A 16,191-nucleotide genomic window follows, 5' to 3' on the forward strand; every position below is an offset into this window, starting at 1 on the left:
GGGGCGGGGGGGGCGGGGTGGGGGGCGGCGGGGTCGGGGTCGGGGGCGGCGGCGTCGGCACGCCCGCGCCGGCACCCGCCGGGACGCAGCGGCCCGCCCCGGACGCTCCCGGCGCGTCGTGGGCACGGCCGGCCGCGCCCCTCGCGCCGACCCACCGCGCCGGCCCGCCGCTCGACCTGTCCGCCGGCACCCCCGACCCCGCGCTGCTCCCCCCGCTCGGGCGCGCCCTGGCCCGGGTCGCCGCGGCCACCCCCGCCGCGGGCACCGGGTCCTACCTGGGCGCACCCGTCGTCGAGCCGCTGGAGCGCCTGCTCCGCGCGTCCTGGCCGTTCACGCCGCAGCGGGTCACGGTCGTCGACGGGGCGGTCGACGCCATGAGCCGGACGCTGGAGCAGCTCGCGGGGTTCGGCGACCGGGTCGTCGTCGAGGACCCGTCGTTCCCGCCGATCTTCGACCTGTGCGACCAGCTCGGCCTGGAGCGCGTGCCGGTCCCGCTGGACCGGCAGGGCCTGCGCCCGGACGCGCTGGCGGCGGCGCTGCGCACCGGCGCGGAGGTGGTGGTCCTGCAACCGCGCGCGCACAACCCGACGGGTGTGTCGATGACCTCGACCCGGGCGCGGGAGCTGGCGGCGGTCGTCCGGAAGCACCTGGCGGCGACGCCCGGCGCGGGGCTGACGATCGTCGAAGACGATCACTCCGGCGAGATCGCGTCGTCCGCCGACGTGTCGCTCGGCAGCCACCTGCCCGACCGCGTCGTGCACGTGCGCTCGTACTCGAAGTCGCACGGTCCGGACCTGCGGATCGCCGCCGTCGGCGGCCCGGCGGCCGTGCTGGACCGGGTCGTCGCGCGCCGGATGCTCGGGCCGGGTTGGACCAGTCGCCTGCTGCAGCACGTGCTGGCCGACCTGCTCGACGACGGCGACGCGCTGGCGGCCGTCGCCCAGGCCCGCCGGACGTACTACGCCCGGCAGCGGGCGCTGACCACGGCGCTCGCGGCGCACGGGGTCGAGGTCCGGCCCGGCGACGGGATCAACCTGTGGGTGCCGGTGGCCGACGAGGCGACGGCGCTGGTCCGGCTGGCCGCGGCGGGCATCCGGGTGGCGCCGGGCGCCCCCTTCCGCGCCACGACCGGGCCCGGCGCGGCGGCCGACGTCGAGCAGGGCGGGTCGGGTCACGTCCGCGTCACCGTCGGCGCCCTGGCGGGCGGCCCGGACGAGGTCACCCGCGTGGCGACGGCCCTGGCCCTCGCGGCAGGCGCGTAGCGCCCCGTCCCACCCCGGCGCCGCCGCGCCTCGCGCGCGCCGCTCCCCCGCTCCGCCCCCTCGCCGCGCTCCGCGCCGCGCGCGCCACCCCCCCCGCTCCGCCCCCTCGCCACGCTCCGCGCCGCGCCCCCTCGCCGCGCTCCCTCGCCGAGATGGCAACTCTCGCCTGGGCCGCGGCGCCGCCGCACAGCCGAACGTCGCCATCTCAGCGGGGTGCTGTCGCCGACTCTCCAGATGCGGACTCTGGGGCGGTGCCGCCGCGAAGGCCGGAAGTGGAGACTCGGCGAGCGGAGCGGCGAGGGCGGAGCGCGGGCGGGCGGCGCGCGGCGGGGGCGGCGCGCGGCGGGGGCGGCGCGCGGCGGGGGTGGCGGCGGGCGTAGGGTGGTCGCGGACCAGGCCGGATGTGGCCTGGGTGTCGCCGCCCGCGCATGGGCGGCGCGGCCACCGGGCGCGACGTGCACCCTCCCCGGCCCGCAGCGGCGGACGCCCCGCGCGTCCCCCACGGGTCCGTCTCCCCCAGCGTCCACCGTCGGACCGTGCGTCCGTCGTGGCGCCCGGCCCGCTCGACGACGTCGCCGCGGCCCCGGTCGCCCGCGCCGTCGCCGCACCCGTCAGGAGCCCGCCCTTGCACAGCACCCGCCGCACCCGCAGCACCCCCGACCGCCGGACCGGGGACCGCCCCGGCACCGGTGCGCGCTCCCGCACCTCCCGCGCGCTGCTCGCCGCGCCCGCCGCCCTCGCCCTGGCCGCGCTCGCGGCGTGCGCCGGCGGCTCCGCGGGCGCCCCCGCGGCCGACGGCACCGCCTCCGCGAGCAGCGCGTCGACGGGCGCGTTCGCGCCGGTCACCCTCGACAACTGCGGCACCGAGGTCACCGTCGACAGCCCGCCGGAGCGGGTCGTGGCGATCAAGTCGACCTCGATCGAGATGCTGCTCGCGCTCGGCCTGGAGGACCGCCTGGTCGGCACGGCGTTCGCCGACGGCCCCGTCCCCGAGGAGTACGCCGCCGCCTACGACGCGGTCCCCGTGCTGTCGGACAAGGTCCCCGGCCAGGAGGCGCTGCTCGAGGTCCAGCCCGACTTCGTCTACGCCGGCTGGGAGTCGAACTTCTCCGACGACGGCGCCGGCGAGCGCTCCGCGCTGCAGGGCCTCGGCATCGGCACCTACGTCTCCCCCGCCGCGTGCAAGGAGGACGGGTACATGCCGGACCCGCTGACCTTCGACGGCCTGTTCGACGAGATCCGCGAGATCGCCTCGGTGTTCGGCGTCGAGGACCGCGCGGAGGACCTGATCGCGGGCCAGCAGGCCGCGCTCGACGCCGTCGAGCCCCCGGCCGAGGAGACCACCGCGCTCTGGTACTCGTCGGGCACGGACACCCCGTACGTCGGCGCGGGCATCGGGGCGCCGCAGATGATGATGGACGCCGCCGGGCTGACCAACATCTTCGCGGACGTGCACGACACCTGGACGTCGGCCGGCTGGGAGCAGGTCGTCGCGGCCGACCCGGACGTCATCGTGCTGGTCGACGCCACCTGGAACACCGCCGAGAGCAAGATCGCGATGCTCGAGGGCAACCCGGCCACGAGCCGGCTCACCGCCGTCCAGGAGCACCGGTACCTGACCGTGCCGTTCCCCGCGGCCGAGGCGGGCGTCCGGAACGCGGACGCCGTGGTGAGCCTGTCCGAGCAGCTCGCGGACCTGGAGGGCTGACCGCGCCCATGACGACGACCGCGCCCCCTGGCGGACGGTTCCGCCCGACACGCCGACGGCGTGTCGGTCAGGATCGTCCACTCGACGCGCGTGCGACGCCCGGCGCCCGGCCCCCGTGGCGACCTCCGCTGGTGCCGACCCTGCTCCTGGGGCTCGTGCTGCTGGTCGCCACCGTGCTGGTGTGCGTGACGATCGGGCCGGCGGACATCGCGGTCGCCGACGTGGCGCGGAGCATCGCCGGCCACCTCGGGCTCGGCCCCGCGGCGGGCGCGGACGGCGGGGTGCCGGTGCTGACCGACGCGATCGTCTGGGAGCTGCGGCTGCCGCGGGTGCTCACGGGCGCGGCGGTCGGCGCGGGGCTGGCCCTCGCGGGCGCGGTGATGCAGAGCCTGACCCGCAACCCGCTCGCCGACCCGTACCTGCTGGGGCTGTCGTCGGGCGCGTCCCTCGGGGCGGTGGCGGTGCTCGTCGTCGGGGTGGGCCTGCTGCTGCCGGTCGCGGCGTTCGCCGGGGCGCTCGCCGCGCTGGTCGCGACGCTGAGCCTGGCCCGGGTCGGCGGCGTGCTCACCCCCGGCCGGGCGGTGCTGGCCGGCCTCGCCGTGTCGCAGCTGGCCGCCGCGGGGACGTCGTTCGTCATCTTCTGGTCGGCCACCGGCGACTCCTACCGGGAGATCCTCAACTGGCTGCTCGGCTCGCTGGCGGGGTCGACCTGGCAGAGCGTGGCGATCGCGGCCGGGGCGCTCGTCCTCGTGGGCACGGTGCTCGTCGCCTCCGCGGTGCGGCTGGACGCGTTCGCGTTCGGCGACACCGCCGCCGCCGCGCTCGGCATCCACGTCGACCGGACCCGCTGGGTGCTGATGACGCTGGTCGCGCTGCTGACCGGGGCGATGGTGGCGGTGAGCGGGTCGATCGGGTTCGTCGGCCTGGTGCTCCCCCACGCGGTGTCCGCGCTCACCGGGCCCGCGCACCGGCGGCTGCTGCCGGTCGCCGCCGTCGTCGGCGCGATCTTCCTGGTCTGGGCCGACACGGGGGCCCGGACGCTGTTCGACCCGCGGGAGCTGCCGGTCGGCATCGTCACGGCGCTGATCGGCGTGCCGGTGTTCGCGGTGCTCCTGCGCCGCGGGAGGGGGTCGGCGTGGACCTGAGCATCGCGGGCGTCGGCACCCGGCTCGGCGGCCGGTGGGTCGTCGACGGCGTGGACGCCACCCCGCCACCCGGCGCGCTGACCGGCCTGCTGGGACCGAACGGCGCCGGCAAGACCACCCTGCTGCGGCTCATCGCGGGGCTGCTCGACCCCGAGGCCGGCGCCGTGCTGCTCGACGACGTCCCCGTGCACACCGTGCCGCGCCGCGAGCGCGCCCGCCGGGTCGCCCTGCTGGAGCAGGAGTCGTCCTCGACCGTCCCGCTGACCGTCCGCGAGGTCGTCGCGCTCGGCCGGATCCCGTACCGGACGCTGTGGGGCACCGACGCCGACGAGGCCGCCGTCGACCGCGCGCTGGCCGCCGCCGACGCCGCGCACCTGGCCGACCGGGCGTGGTCCGCGCTGTCCGGGGGCGAGCGGCAGCGGGTGCACATCGCCCGGGCGCTCGCCCAGGAGCCCGACCTGCTGCTGCTCGACGAGCCCACGAACCACCTCGACGTCAGCGCCCAGCTGTCGCTGCTCGCGTTCGTCCGGGACCTGGGCCGCACGACCGTCGCCGCGCTGCACGACCTCAACCTCGCCGCCGCCTACTGCGCGCACGTGCTCGTGCTGGCGGACGGGCGGCTGGTGGCGGCCGGCGACCCGCGCGACGTGCTGACCGCCGACCTCGTGCGCGAGGTGTACGGCGTCGAGTGCGCCGTGCTGACCCACCCGCGGACGGGGCGGCCGGTGATCGCGTTCGGCGACCCGGTGCCCGGGACCGCGACCCCGGCCGACGCCGACCCCCGCACCCCCCGGCCCGAGCCGGTCCCCGAAGGAGCACGATGAGGATCACCGTCCTGTCCGGCGGCGTCGGCGGCGCCCGGTTCACCCGCGGCCTGCTCGCCCTGCTGCGCGACCGGCTGCCCGACGGCCGGGGCGGCACGACCGCGGAGGTCACCGTGATCGCCAACACCGGCGACGACATGTGGCTGCACGGCGTCCGGGTGTGCCCGGACCTCGACACGTTGATGTACACGCTCGGCGGCGCCGTGCACGAGGAGCAGGGCTGGGGCCGCCGCGAGGAGACCAGCCGGGTCAGCGCCGACCTCGCGGCCTACGGCGTCGGCTGGGACTGGTTCACCCTCGGCGACCTCGACCTCGCGACCCACCTCGCGCGGACCCAGTGGCTCCGCGAGGGCCGCACGCTGTCCGAGGCGACCCACCTGCTGAGCCGCCGGTGGGGGCTCGCCGAGCAGGGCGTGCGGCTGCTGCCGATGGCTGACGAGCCCGTCGAGACGCACGTCGTCGTGGCCGACCAGGAGGGCTCCGGCGCGGAGCGGACGATCCACTTCGAGGAGTGGTGGGTCCGGCACCGCGCCGCGCTCCCGGCGCTCCGGTTCGTCCAGGTCGGGCTCGACTCCGCGCAGGCCGCGCCCGGCGTGCTGGACGCGCTGGCGTCGGCCGACGTGGTGGTCGTCCCGCCGTCGAACCCGGTCGTGTCGGTGTCGACGATCCTGGCCGTGCCGGGCGTCCGCGCGGCGCTCGCCTCGACCGCGGCGCCGGTGGTGGGCGTCTCCCCGATCGTCGGCGGCGCACCCGTCCGCGGCATGGCCGCCGAGTGCCTGGCGACGATCGGGGTCGAGGCGACGGCCGAGGCGGTCGCCCGGTTCTACGGCCGCCGGGACGACGCCACGCGGGCAGGCGCGGACGCGGGGGTGCTCGACGCGTGGCTGGTCGACACCGTCGACGCCGATGCGGCGGAGAAGCTGACGGCCGACGGCTGGCGGGCCGCGGCCGCGCCGACGCTGATGACGGACGTGCCGGCGACGGCGCGGATCGCGGCGGAGGCGCTGGCGCTCGTCGGTCTGTGACGCGCCCGGCGCGCGCGGTGCGCGCCGATCCGCCCCGCGCGAGCACGCGCCCCGCTACCGTCGACGCGACAGCACCCACGTCCCGGGGAGGCGGCATGCGACGGCGACGGGCGGCAGTGCGCGCCGCGGTGACGGCGACCGGGCTCGCGGCGCTGGCGCTGCTGTTCGCCGACGGCCTCCCCCGGATCCCGGTCGTCGGGGAGCCGGGGCCGTGGACCGTCGTCGCGGGCCCGGACGTCACCGGCGACGCGGGGGCGTGCTGGGACGACCCGGCGGTGCTCTCGGCGATCACCCCCGCCGTCTGGCCGCCGGCGGCCGTGACCGTGCAGCTGGTGGAGGGCGCGACCCGCGACGACGCGCAGCGGGTCGTCGCGTGCCTGGCCGACCGGGCGGGGTACTCGCCGGTCACGGTGCTCGGGCCGGACGACTGACGCCCGCGTTTCTCAGCCCGGCGACTCCAGCGGCCCCAGCCGCCGCAGCAGCGTCCCCGTCCGCCCGCCGACCTTCCGAGCGACGAGCGCCGCCAGGTCCGCCGGCACGTCCACGTCGTGCCGCAGCGTCGCGTCCGCCGGCAGCGCGATCTCGGCGTGCCCGAGAGCGCGGTGCGCCGCCGCCGACCCGCCGCCGAACGCCGGCCGGAGCGCCGCACCCGCCCGCGCGGTGAGCAGCGTCGTGCCGGTGCCGTCGGCGTCGGGCAGGACCGCGAGCGGGTGCTCCTCGGCGGCCGCGAGCGCCGCGTCGAGCTCGTGGGGGTCGAGCCCCGGCAGGTCCCCGAGCAGCACGCCGACGTGCGCGGTCGGCGCCTCCCCGCGTGCCGCGGCGACCCCTGCGGACACCGCCCGGTCGAGCGACGCCCACCCGCCCGCCGCGTCCTCGGGCCCGGGCGCCGGCTCGGGAAGCACCCGCACCCGCGGCAGCGCCGCCGCGGCCGCGGTGACCTCGGCGTCGGCGGTCACGACGACCACCCGGGCCACCCGCGGGCTCGCCAGCACCGCCTCGACCGTGTCGAGGGCCATCGCCCGCACGAGGGCAGCGCGCGCCCGCGGCTCCAGCACGTCGGCCAGGCGGGTCTTGCCGCGCCGCGCGTCCTTCACCGGGACGACCAGGACCCACCGACCGAGCAGCACGGACGCACCCTACGCGGGGCGCCCCGGAGCGCGCCGCCCGCGTCCGGGGCCGGTCAGCCCCGCGTCCGGTCCAGGGCGGCGTCGATCTCGGCGCGCCGCCCGAGGACGAGCGCGTCGAACGCCTCGGGCGGAAGCGGCCGGTCGGCGGTGAACCGGATGCCGCCCTTCGTCGCGTCGACGCCGTCGAGCGTCGCCAGGACCGCCGCGACCACGTCCGCGCTGAACGGGTACGCCGTGCACCCGCGCGGCCCGACCGAGACGGCCACGAGGGGCCGGCCCCGGTAGCGGTACGCCGCCATGCCGTAGCTCGTGCCCTCCTCGGCACCCGGGACCAGCGCCCGCGCGCGGGCCAGCAGCCCGCCGACCACCGTCCGCTCCGGGTCGGCCAGCGACGCGACGTACTCCGTGACCTCGGCCATGGGTGCTCCCCCTCTTCCGCGCGGGCCCTGCGCACCCGATCCTGGCAGGCGGCGTCCACCCGGTCAGCCCCTCGCGATCACCCGGATGCGCGCTCCACCCGTGCCGTCCGCCGCCGATGGGTGGGGGGACAGGATGTCGCGGGGCCGGGCAGGAAGCGGGGTGGTGAGCGTGCGTCAGCGCGTCATGTCCGTGCTCACCCTGGTGGGCTGCCTCACCGGCATCGTCGCCGTCCCGCTCGGCTGGGGCGCGCACGAGCCCGCGCGGTTCTGCGCCACCGCGGCCGACTGCCCGGACCTGCGGTGGCCCGCGGCGGCCGACCTGACCGGCGACCCGGCGCCCTGACCCGCACGCCGCGCGTCAGCAGTCCACGTGCCCCGGGGCGCACCACTGGTGCCCGACGTCCACGACCAGCCGCGACCCGGCTCCCGGCCCGGCCAGCACGAACGCCCGGAACGGCAGCCGCGCCCGCACACCCAGGCCGACGGTCGACACGCCCTCGAAGCTGCCGGCCCAGGCCACCTGCCGGAACGTCTGGTAGCCCGCGGTGCTGACCAGGTCGCTGCCCACCCCGACGAAGAACGCGTCGGTCGGCAGGACGTTCACGCGCGCGACGACCTCGAGCCGCGCACCGCCCCGGACCGGGACCACGGCCCCGGAGCCGTCCGCGGTGACCTGGGAGACGTACTGCACCGACCAGGCCGTCAGCGGTCGGTCGACGTCCAGCACGAGCCGGTCGTAGCAGGCGTGCCGCCCCGCGCGGACGTCCGTGAGCTGCCCCGCGGACATCCCCGGGACGCCCTTCGCGAGCGACCCCCAGACCTGCCCGCAGTACGGGTGCGCCGCGGCCGCGGGGGCCACGAGCACGCTCCCCCCGAGCAGCAGGGACAGGACGGACAACCAGACGAGCAGCCGGCGACGCATGGCGGTACCCCCTCGTGCCCCTCCACGGTCCGCCCGCCCCGGGGCCCCGTCAACGGCCGCGTGGCACCCGCAGCGGGTGAGATCCGCGGCGCGCGGCGCTCGGGCACAATGGCGCGATGACCCTCTGGCTGACCGGCGACGCCGACGCGGACCGACTGCTCGACTCCGACCCGTTCGCGCTCCTGGTCGGGATGCTCCTGGACCAGCAGGTCACGATGGAGTCGGCGTTCGCGGGACCGGCCAAGATCGCCACGCGCATGGGCGGGTTCGACGTCCGCCGGATCGCCGAGGCCGACCCCGGGGAGTTCGCGGCGCTGTGCGCGACACCGCCGGCGGTGCACCGGTTCCCGGGCTCGATGGCGGGGCGCATCCAGGCCGTCGCCCGCGCGGTCGCCGACGAGCACGACGGCGACGTCACCCGGATCTGGACCGAGGGCGACCCCGACGGCGCCACCGTGCTGAAGCGGCTGAAGGCGCTGCCCGGGTTCGGCGACCAGAAGGCGCGCATCTTCCTGGCGCTGCTGGCGAAGCAGCGCGGGGTGACCCCGGCGGGGTGGCAGGAGGCGGCCGGGGCGTACGCCGACGACGTGCCGCGGTCGATCGCCGACGTGCGCGACCCGGAGTCGCTCAAGCGGGTCCGGGAGACCAAGCAGGCCGCGAAGGCTGCGGCGCGGGCCGCGAAGGCCTGACTCCCCCGCCGCCGGCCGACCAGGCGCCGCCAGGCCGCGGCGAGACGCATCGTCCCCGGACGACCGCTCAGCCCGCGAGTCCCTTCGGCACCGACAGCCCGACGAGCCGCAGCAGCCGGACCACCGTCTCCTCGACGAAGGTGTCCTCGGGCTCCACGCCCTCGACCGCCATGAGCCGCCGGACCTCGTTCGGCTGCACGTCGAGCGCGCCCACCGACTCGGCCCACGTGGCGAAGGCCTCTGCCTCCCCCTCGATGTCGACGGGCTCGCTCTCCGCCGGGTCGTCGTACAGGTCGCGCGGCTGGAACCCGAGGTAGAACCGGCCCAGACCCTCGGGCGCCGGCCGGTAGTCGATCACCGCGATGTCGCTGTCGAGGACCTCGACCGCCAGGCTGGGGGTGGCGGCGAGGTCGCCGCCCCACGCGCCGCCGCCGTACTGGAACTTCTCGGACGTGCCCAACCCGGGCCTCCCTCTCGTCGCGCCCCCGCCGTCGGTACCGCGCCCGCGGGCCCGGCCCCGCGATGGTAGCCGCGCTCGTGCGGGTGGCGGCGGACCCGGCGCACGGGTGACCCGGCGCGTCCGGGTCGTCGCCGGGGGCGCCGGGCTGGCACGATCGCCGCATGATCGTGGTGACCAGCAACGAGATCCCCGGCTACCGCATCCAGGCGGTGCTCGGCGAGGTCATGGGCCTGACGGTGCGCTCGACGAACATCGGGGCCAACTTCACGGCGGGCTTCCGCTCGATCGGCGGCGGCGAGATCCCCGAGTACACCAAGATCATGTACGAGTCCCGGCACGAGGTGATGCGCCGGATGACCGAGGAGGCCGCCCAGCGCGGGGCCAACGCGATCGTCGCGATGCGGTTCGACACCGACTCGATCGGGCAGTTCAGCGAGGTGTGCGCCTACGGCACCGCCGTGATCGCGGAGCCGATCCCCGGCGGCGAGCCGGGCGCGACGGGTCAGTCCGCGCAGATCGCGGCGCAGCAGCCGGGGCGCTGACGGGACGGCGCCGCCGAGCGCGGTGGCAGGCGCCGAGCGCGGTGGCTCGAGCCGCCGCGCTCGGCTGGGACCACCGCGCTCGGCACAGCGCGCGGGGTACCCGGCGCCGCTGCGCGCGTCGCGCGTCAGCGCGTCGCGCCGCCGGCCCCCGCCGCGTCCTTCCACCCGCGCGCGTACGCCTCCGCGGTGCCCTCGGCGAACATGTCGTCCGGCCCCGTGCGCACGAGCACCCGCGCGCCCGGGCCGTCGTCGGGCGTCACCACGTGCGCCAGGCCGCGCACCACCGCGACGGGCCGCCCGGTCGCCTTGCCCTTGACCAGCTCGGCGGCGGCGGCGATCTCGTCGGCGACGGCCGCCATGCTGACCTGCAGCGGGCGGCCGTGGGTGTCGGTCGAGCCACGCAGGTCGTCCAGCACCTGCACCCCGGCCGCGCCGATCGCGATGTCGGTCTGCCCCTGACGCCAGGGACGCCCGGCGGTGTCGCTGATCAGGACCCCGATCGTCACCCCGAACCGCTCGTCCAGCGCCGCGCGCAGCGCCCGGGCCGTGGCGTCGGGGTCGACGGGCAGCAGCAGGACCGTGCCCTCGTCGGTGTTGGACGCGTCGACCCCGGCGGCGGCCATGACCAGGCCGAGGCGGTTCTCGACGATCCGCGTGACCCCGCCCGGGTGCTCCCGGGTCGCGACGACGCGGACCGTCTCGGCGGTGATCGCCGCCTCGCGGTCCTCCGCCTGGACGACGCGGCCCTCGGCCTTGGACACGATCTTGCTCGTCACGACGAGCACGTCGCCGTCCGCGAGCGCCGTCGCCGGCCGGGCCGACGCGTCCGCCGCGAGGGCGTCGCCGAGCAGGGCGGCCAGGTCGTCGCCGGGGCGCACCTCGCCGATGCCGGGGACGCCCCAGGCGGTCAGCAGGTCGGCGGCGGCGGAGACCGGGCCGGCCTCGGCGTCGGTCACCGTCAGCGCACCAGCTTCGGCAGCACGTCCCGGCCGAACACGTCGATCCACTCGCGCTGGTTCCGGCCGACGTTGTGCAGGTAGACCCGGTCGAAGCCGAGGTCGACGTACTTCTGGATCTCGGCGCGGTGCACGTCGGGGTCGGCCGAGATGACCATGCGGCCCTCGAAGTCCTCGGGGCGCACGAGCTTGGCCATCTGCGCGAAGTCGAACGGCGACCGGATGTCACCCTTGGGGAACTTCATTCCGCCGTTGGGCCACTCGACCATGGCGTTCTCGAGCGCCTGCTCGTCGGTGTCCGCCCAGGACAGGTGCAGCTGGAGCACCTTCGGCAGGTCGTCCGGGTTGCGGCCGGACTCGCGCACGCCCTCGTCGAACTTGCCGAACAGGCCGCTGATCTTCTCCAGGGGGGCGCCGACGGTGATGAGTCCGTCGGCGTGCTTCCCGGCCCGCTTCGCGGTGACGGGGCCGGCCGTGGCGACCAGGATCTCCGGGGCGACCTCCGGCATGGTCCACAGCCGGGTCGACTCGAGCTTGTAGAACTGGCCGGCGTGCTTGACGTCCTTGCCCGCGAGCGACGCCGAGAACAGCTTCTTGATGATGTCGATCGCCTCGAACATGCGGTTGATCCGCTCGGGCGCCTCGGGCCAGTACTGCGCGGTGATGTGCTCGTTCAGCGCCTCGCCGGAGCCGAGCCCCAGCCAGTGCCGCCCGGGGTACATCGCGGCGAGCGTCGCCGACGCCTGCGCGACCATCGCCGGGTGCCAGCGGAAGGTCGGCGCGGTCACGCCCGGGCCCATGTCGCCGGTGGTCCGCTCGCCGAGGGCGGCCAGCACGTTCCACACGAACGCCGACTGCCCCTGCTGCGGGACCCACGGCTGGTAGTGGTCGGCCGCCATCGTGCCGAGGAACCCCTGGGACTCCGCGTAGGCGGACAGCTCGACCGCCTCGGTCGGATGGAACTGCTCCAGCATCGCCGCGTACCCGACCTGCAGGCCCTCGGCCACCACACCCTGTGCCACGAACGCTCTCCCTCGTGCCCGGGCCGCGCGGACGCGCGCCCCACCGTCGAGCCTAACGAGCGGGTGTTACCGGGACATTCCGTCCGGGCGACGCGCGGCCCCTTGACCCGCGCCGCCGAGCGCTGCGACGCTCCCCCGGCCGACGTGAGGAGCACCGATGCCCCGCCCGATCATCCTCGACTGCGACCCCGGCCACGACGACGCGGTGGCCCTGCTGCTGGCGCACGGCAGCCCGGACGTCGAGCTGCTGGCCGTCACCACCGTCGCCGGCAACCAGGACCTCGACAAGGTCACCCGCAACGCGCTCGCCGTCGCCCGGGTCGCCGGGCTCGCGGGCGTCCCGGTCGCCGCGGGCGCCGACCGCCCGATCGTCCGGGCCCGGGACCACGCCCCGAGCATCCACGGCGAGTCGGGCCTCGACGGTCCGGTGCTGCCCGAGCCCGCGCAGGCGCTCGACCCGCGGCACGCGGTGGACCTGATCGTCGAGACGGTGATGAGCCGGGAGCCGGGCACGGTGACGCTCGTGCCGACCGGGCCGCTCACCAACATCGCGCTGGCCGTGCTGCGGGAGCCCCGCATCGTCGACCGGGTGCGGCAGGTCGTGCTCATGGGTGGCGCCTACCGGACGGGGAACTGGTCGCCGGTGGCCGAGTTCAACATCCGGGAGGACCCCGAGGCCGCGCGGGTCGTGCTGCGCGCCGGGTGGGACGTCGTCGTCGTCGGGCTCGACCTGACGCACCAGGCGCTCGCCACCCCGGACGTCGTGCGCCGGATCGCCGACGTCGGCACCGCGCCCGCCCGGTTCGTCGAGGAGCTGCTCGCGTTCTTCACCGCGTCGTACCGGGACACGATGGGGTTCGACGCCCCGCCGGTGCACGACCCGTGCGCGGTCGCCTACGTCATCGACCCGTCGGTCATGACGGTGCGGCGGGCGCCGGTCGACGTGGAGCTCGCCGGCGAGCTCACGACGGGGATGACGGTGGTCGACCTGCGCGGTCCCGCGCCCGAGGGCTGCCCGACGGCGATCGCGCTGGAGCTGGACCGCGAGCGGTTCTGGGACCTGGTGGTCGACGCGCTGGAGCGCATCGGCGAGCCGGGCTAGTCCGCCGGGCTCACGCGCCGCGGAACAGGTGCGCCAGGTGGCCCCGTGCGTGCAGCCGCGCGGCGACGGCCTCGCTCACCTCCGCGAACACGTTCTCCGACCGCTGGACACCCCACACGCCGCCCATGGCGCCGGCGCCCGAGTCCCGGCCGAACCGCGCCACGGGGGTGCCCTGGTGGTCGAAGAACCGGACGTCGTAGACGAGCCGCTGGTTCTTCCGGCCCGCGAGCACGCCGAGCATCGCGGTGGCGGCCACGCTGCCCCGGGCGACCTCCCACGAGCCGTCCGGCCGCGGCGTCACCGTGAAGCCGTGCTCGACGAGCGCCTCGGCGAGCGCGGCGCGGGCGGCGTCCGGGTGGCCGGACAGGAAGTAGTCGGCGCTGGCCACGGGGGTCCTCTCGTCGTCATCCGGCCCGTGCGGTGCCGCCGGGCCGGGCGTGACCGTAGCGCAGCCCCGCCGTCGGCGCCCCGGCGGCTCAGCGCGGCGCCTGGCCCAGGATCGCCGAGGTCAGCGCCTCGATCGGCTCGCGCGGCGACTGCGGGTTGGCGACGAGCGTGATGTCGACGTCCCCCAGGTCCGGCAGCCCGAGCGCGGCGGCCGGCAGCTGCACCAGGTCCTCGGGCAGCAGGCTCTGCGGCAGCACCGCGATCCCCAGGCCCGCCCGCAGCGCCGCGAGCACGCCGTTCACCTCGATCACCTTGCAGGTGGTGCGCCACGGCCGCCCCGCCTCCGTGAGCGCCCGCACCGCGGCCTGCCGGGTGAGCGACGCGCCCTGGTAGGTGATGAGCGGGACCGGCGCCTCGGCGTCCACCGCGGTGCCGGGGACCGCCACCCAGACGAGCCGGTCGCGGCGGACCAGCTGCCCCTCCGCCTGGCCGGTCGCCTCCTTGATGTAGACCAGGTCGAGCTGCCCCGCCCGCAGGCGCCGGTGCAGCGCGCCGCTCTGCGCGACCGTCAGCTCCAGGTTGATCCGCGGGTGCAGCCGGCGGAAGTCGCGCAGCACCCGCGGCAGCTGCGCGAGCGCCAGGTCGTCGGCCGCGCCGAACCGCAGGCGCCCGTGCATCGCCGAGCCGGTGAAGTACCGGGTCGCCTCGTCGTGCGCGGCGAGGATCGTCCGGGCGAACGTCGCCATCGCCTGCCCGTCGTCGGTGAGCGCCACGCCGCGGGTGTCGCGATCGAGCAGCCGGCGCCCGGCCGCGTCCTCGAGCTTGCGCACGTGCTGGCTGACCGTGGGCTGCGAGAGGGAGAGCCGGGCCGCCGCGCGCGTGAAGTTCAACGTCTCGGAAACGGCGAGGAAAGTGCGCAGCTGGTCGGGGTCAAACACGGCGATCCTCCGGCTCGGACGGCGGGCCGCTGACCTGCGGCACCACCACACGATCATTACAGAACATCATCACAGTGATTGCCGCCATCACCTCAAGAAATCGCGTCGGGCGCCGTAGCCTAGAGGGACACGACTCGTCCGGACCCGTTCCGCACCCACACCACACGCATCGCTCAGCAAGGAACACCTGTGCCCTCGGCTCGCCGCCACGCCCCGTCCCCGACCCGCACGAACCGCCCCGCCACCGCCACGAGCCGCCTGCGCCGCACGCTGCACGGCCCCCGCCTCGCGCTGCACCGGCGCCCGGCGCCGGTGACCGACACCCCCGCCGACGCCGCTGCCGCGTCGCAGGCCGCCCCGGCGCCCGCCGCGCCGAAGCCGCGGAACGCGACGCTCGCCGCGCTCGGCGTGCGGAACTTCCGGCTCTACGTCTTCTCCCAGGTGCTGACGAACACGAGCGGCTGGGCCGCCCGCGTCGCCCAGGACTGGCTCGTGCTCAGCCTCACCGGCTCCGCCGCCCTCGTGGGCCTCACGGTCACGCTGCAGTTCGTCCCGATGCTGCTGCTCGGCCTGGTCGGCGGCGTCGTCGCCGACCGGTTCCCGCGCCGGCGCGTCCTCATGGTCACCCAGTCGATCTTCGGGCTCTCGACCCTGACGATCGGCGTGCTCGCCATCAGCGGGCACGTCCAGGCCTGGCACGTGCTGGTCGCGGCGTTCGTCAGCGGTCTCGCGACCGTGTTCGACAACCCCGCGAGGCAGGCGTTCGTGCACGAGGTCGCCGGGCCGGAGCACCTCCGCCAGGCGATCAGCGTGAACTCCGCGGTGTTCCAGCTCGGCGGCCTGGTCGGCCCCGCGGTCGCCGGCGGCCTGATCAGCGCGGTCGGCGAGGGCTGGACGTTCCTGCTGAACGCGGTGGCCTGCCTCGCGGCGGTCGCGCTGCTGGCGGTCATGCGGGCCGCCGAGCTCACCGCGACGCCGGTGGTGGCCCGCGCCAAGGGGCAGCTCCGCGAGGGCCTGGCGTACGTGCGGCGCAGCCCCCGGATCCTGTGGTCCGTGGTGCTCGTCGGGTTCGTCGCCGTCACCGGCGTCAACATGGCGACCGTCCTCGCCGCCTACACCGACCAGGTGTTCCGCACCGACGCCGGCGGCTACGCGCTGCTCACCTCGATGCTCGCGGTCGGCGCGCTCACCGGCGCGCTGCTGTCCACCCGCCGCCGCGGCAGCCGGATCACGCACCTGGTGCTGCTCGCCGGGGCGATCGGCCTGCTCCAGCTGCTCGCCGCCGCCGCGCCGTCCCGCCCGGTGTTCATCACGGTGCTGATCGCGATGGGCGTCGTCACGCTGCTCTACCTCACCGGGTCGAACACGCTCGTGCAGACGACCGTCGCCCCGCACGTCCGCGGCCGGGTGATGGCGCTCTACGTGCTGGTGCTGCTCGGCGCGCAGGCGGTGTCCGGGACGCTGATCGGCTGGGTGTGCGAGCACCTCGGCGCGCGGGCCGGCATGGTCGCGTGCGGCGTCGGCCCGCTGCTCGGCGCCGTCGTGGTCGGCCTGGCGCTCGCCCGCCGCAGCGACGGCGGCACCCGGGCGACGTTCCACCGCTTCACCCACCGCTCCCCCGCGGACGCGGCCGCGGAGCCCGTCGCCGCCTGACGCCTCGCAG

The 16,191-nt window shown here is 76.7% G+C and carries 19 protein-coding genes; 11 read left to right on the top strand and 8 right to left on the bottom strand.

What is annotated here, in order from left to right:
• From FS882_RS13865 to FS882_RS13890, 6 genes are all read left to right on the top strand, one after another.
• A partial coding sequence (locus tag FS882_RS13865; protein WP_158373698.1) for a PLP-dependent aminotransferase family protein occupies nucleotides 1–1,262 on the top strand: 1,262 nt, incomplete at its 5' end.
• 715 nt (nucleotides 1,263–1,977) lie between these two features.
• Nucleotides 1,978–2,970, top strand: a complete 993-nt coding sequence (locus FS882_RS13870) for a putative F420-0 ABC transporter substrate-binding protein (protein WP_158373949.1) — start codon at nucleotides 1,978–1,980, stop codon at nucleotides 2,968–2,970.
• Nucleotides 2,971–3,101: 131 nt separating this feature from the next.
• The gene (locus tag FS882_RS13875; RefSeq protein WP_316043644.1) at nucleotides 3,102–4,115 is read left to right on the top strand and encodes a putative F420-0 ABC transporter permease subunit; all 1,014 of its coding nucleotides are present in this window, start codon (nucleotides 3,102–3,104) and stop codon (nucleotides 4,113–4,115) included.
• Nucleotides 4,106–4,939, top strand: a complete 834-nt coding sequence (locus FS882_RS13880; protein WP_158373702.1) for a putative F420-0 ABC transporter ATP-binding protein — start codon at nucleotides 4,106–4,108, stop codon at nucleotides 4,937–4,939. Before FS882_RS13875 ends, FS882_RS13880 begins: the two co-directional genes overlap by 10 nt.
• On the top strand, nucleotides 4,936–5,964 hold the full coding sequence (gene cofD, locus FS882_RS13885) for a 2-phospho-L-lactate transferase (protein WP_158373704.1): 1,029 nt from the start codon (nucleotides 4,936–4,938) through the stop codon (nucleotides 5,962–5,964). Before FS882_RS13880 ends, cofD begins: the two co-directional genes overlap by 4 nt.
• A 95-nt stretch (nucleotides 5,965–6,059) precedes the next feature.
• Nucleotides 6,060–6,395 (top strand): hypothetical protein, encoded by a 336-nt coding sequence (locus tag FS882_RS13890; RefSeq protein WP_158373706.1) that lies wholly within the window; start codon nucleotides 6,060–6,062, stop codon nucleotides 6,393–6,395.
• Nucleotides 6,396–6,407: 12 nt separating this feature from the next.
• Here the strand turns inward: FS882_RS13890 and cofC are convergent, their stop codons facing one another.
• Both cofC and FS882_RS13900 read right to left on the bottom strand, forming a co-directional pair.
• Nucleotides 6,408–7,091 carry a 2-phospho-L-lactate guanylyltransferase gene (gene cofC / locus FS882_RS13895; RefSeq protein WP_158373708.1) on the bottom strand — a complete coding sequence of 228 codons (684 nt, stop codon included), beginning with the start codon at nucleotides 7,089–7,091 and terminating at the stop codon, nucleotides 6,408–6,410.
• A gap of 53 nt (nucleotides 7,092–7,144) precedes the next feature.
• Nucleotides 7,145–7,510 (bottom strand): iron chaperone, encoded by a 366-nt coding sequence (locus FS882_RS13900; RefSeq protein WP_158373710.1) that lies wholly within the window; start codon nucleotides 7,508–7,510, stop codon nucleotides 7,145–7,147.
• A 163-nt stretch (nucleotides 7,511–7,673) separates the two neighbouring features.
• Between FS882_RS13900 and FS882_RS13905 the strand changes: the two genes are divergently transcribed.
• Nucleotides 7,674–7,853: a hypothetical protein gene (locus FS882_RS13905; protein WP_158373712.1), complete on the top strand. Its 180-nt coding sequence runs from the start codon at nucleotides 7,674–7,676 to the stop codon at nucleotides 7,851–7,853.
• Nucleotides 7,854–7,868: 15 nt separating this feature from the next.
• Here FS882_RS13905 and FS882_RS13910 read toward each other — a convergent pair whose 3' ends face one another.
• On the bottom strand, nucleotides 7,869–8,432 hold the full coding sequence (locus FS882_RS13910) for a hypothetical protein (protein WP_158373714.1): 564 nt from the start codon (nucleotides 8,430–8,432) through the stop codon (nucleotides 7,869–7,871).
• A gap of 116 nt (nucleotides 8,433–8,548) precedes the next feature.
• Here FS882_RS13910 and FS882_RS13915 point away from each other — a divergent pair, with 116 nt between their 5' ends.
• Entirely contained in the window at nucleotides 8,549–9,121 is a 573-nt protein-coding gene (locus FS882_RS13915) for an HhH-GPD-type base excision DNA repair protein (RefSeq protein ID WP_158373716.1), read from the top strand.
• A 67-nt stretch (nucleotides 9,122–9,188) separates the two neighbouring features.
• Here FS882_RS13915 and FS882_RS13920 read toward each other — a convergent pair whose 3' ends face one another.
• A complete protein-coding gene (locus FS882_RS13920; RefSeq protein ID WP_158373718.1) occupies nucleotides 9,189–9,581 on the bottom strand; it encodes a hypothetical protein in 393 nt (130 codons plus the stop codon).
• 161 nt (nucleotides 9,582–9,742) lie between these two features.
• Between FS882_RS13920 and FS882_RS13925 the strand changes: the two genes are divergently transcribed.
• Nucleotides 9,743–10,123: a YbjQ family protein gene (locus tag FS882_RS13925; protein WP_154730134.1), complete on the top strand. Its 381-nt coding sequence runs from the start codon at nucleotides 9,743–9,745 to the stop codon at nucleotides 10,121–10,123.
• A 125-nt stretch (nucleotides 10,124–10,248) separates the two neighbouring features.
• Here FS882_RS13925 and FS882_RS13930 read toward each other — a convergent pair whose 3' ends face one another.
• Both FS882_RS13930 and FS882_RS13935 read right to left on the bottom strand, forming a co-directional pair.
• The gene (locus FS882_RS13930; RefSeq protein WP_262348314.1) at nucleotides 10,249–11,037 is read right to left on the bottom strand and encodes a coenzyme F420-0:L-glutamate ligase; all 789 of its coding nucleotides are present in this window, start codon (nucleotides 11,035–11,037) and stop codon (nucleotides 10,249–10,251) included.
• Nucleotides 11,038–11,081: 44 nt separating this feature from the next.
• A complete protein-coding gene (locus tag FS882_RS13935) occupies nucleotides 11,082–12,053 on the bottom strand; it encodes a TIGR03557 family F420-dependent LLM class oxidoreductase (protein ID WP_158373954.1) in 972 nt (323 codons plus the stop codon).
• Nucleotides 12,054–12,258: 205 nt separating this feature from the next.
• Between FS882_RS13935 and FS882_RS13940 the strand changes: the two genes are divergently transcribed.
• Entirely contained in the window at nucleotides 12,259–13,203 is a 945-nt protein-coding gene (locus FS882_RS13940; RefSeq protein ID WP_158373720.1) for a nucleoside hydrolase, read from the top strand.
• 10 nt (nucleotides 13,204–13,213) lie between these two features.
• On the opposite strand, the gene FS882_RS13945 is transcribed toward FS882_RS13940, so the two are convergent.
• Both FS882_RS13945 and FS882_RS13950 read right to left on the bottom strand, forming a co-directional pair.
• Nucleotides 13,214–13,591, bottom strand: coding sequence for a hypothetical protein (locus tag FS882_RS13945; RefSeq protein ID WP_158373722.1), 378 nt, complete (start codon nucleotides 13,589–13,591; stop codon nucleotides 13,214–13,216).
• A gap of 88 nt (nucleotides 13,592–13,679) precedes the next feature.
• Complete coding sequence (locus tag FS882_RS13950; RefSeq protein ID WP_158373724.1) at nucleotides 13,680–14,528, bottom strand: LysR family transcriptional regulator; 849 nt, start codon at nucleotides 14,526–14,528, stop codon at nucleotides 13,680–13,682.
• A 189-nt stretch (nucleotides 14,529–14,717) separates the two neighbouring features.
• On the opposite strand from FS882_RS13950, the gene FS882_RS13955 reads away from it, so the two are divergent.
• The gene (locus FS882_RS13955; protein WP_262348301.1) at nucleotides 14,718–16,181 is read left to right on the top strand and encodes an MFS transporter; all 1,464 of its coding nucleotides are present in this window, start codon (nucleotides 14,718–14,720) and stop codon (nucleotides 16,179–16,181) included.
• Nucleotides 16,182–16,191: the final 10 nt, after the last annotated feature.

The organism is Cellulosimicrobium cellulans, assembly GCF_007679345.1.
GTDB lineage: Bacteria > Actinomycetota > Actinomycetes > Actinomycetales > Cellulomonadaceae > Cellulomonas > Cellulomonas cellulans_A.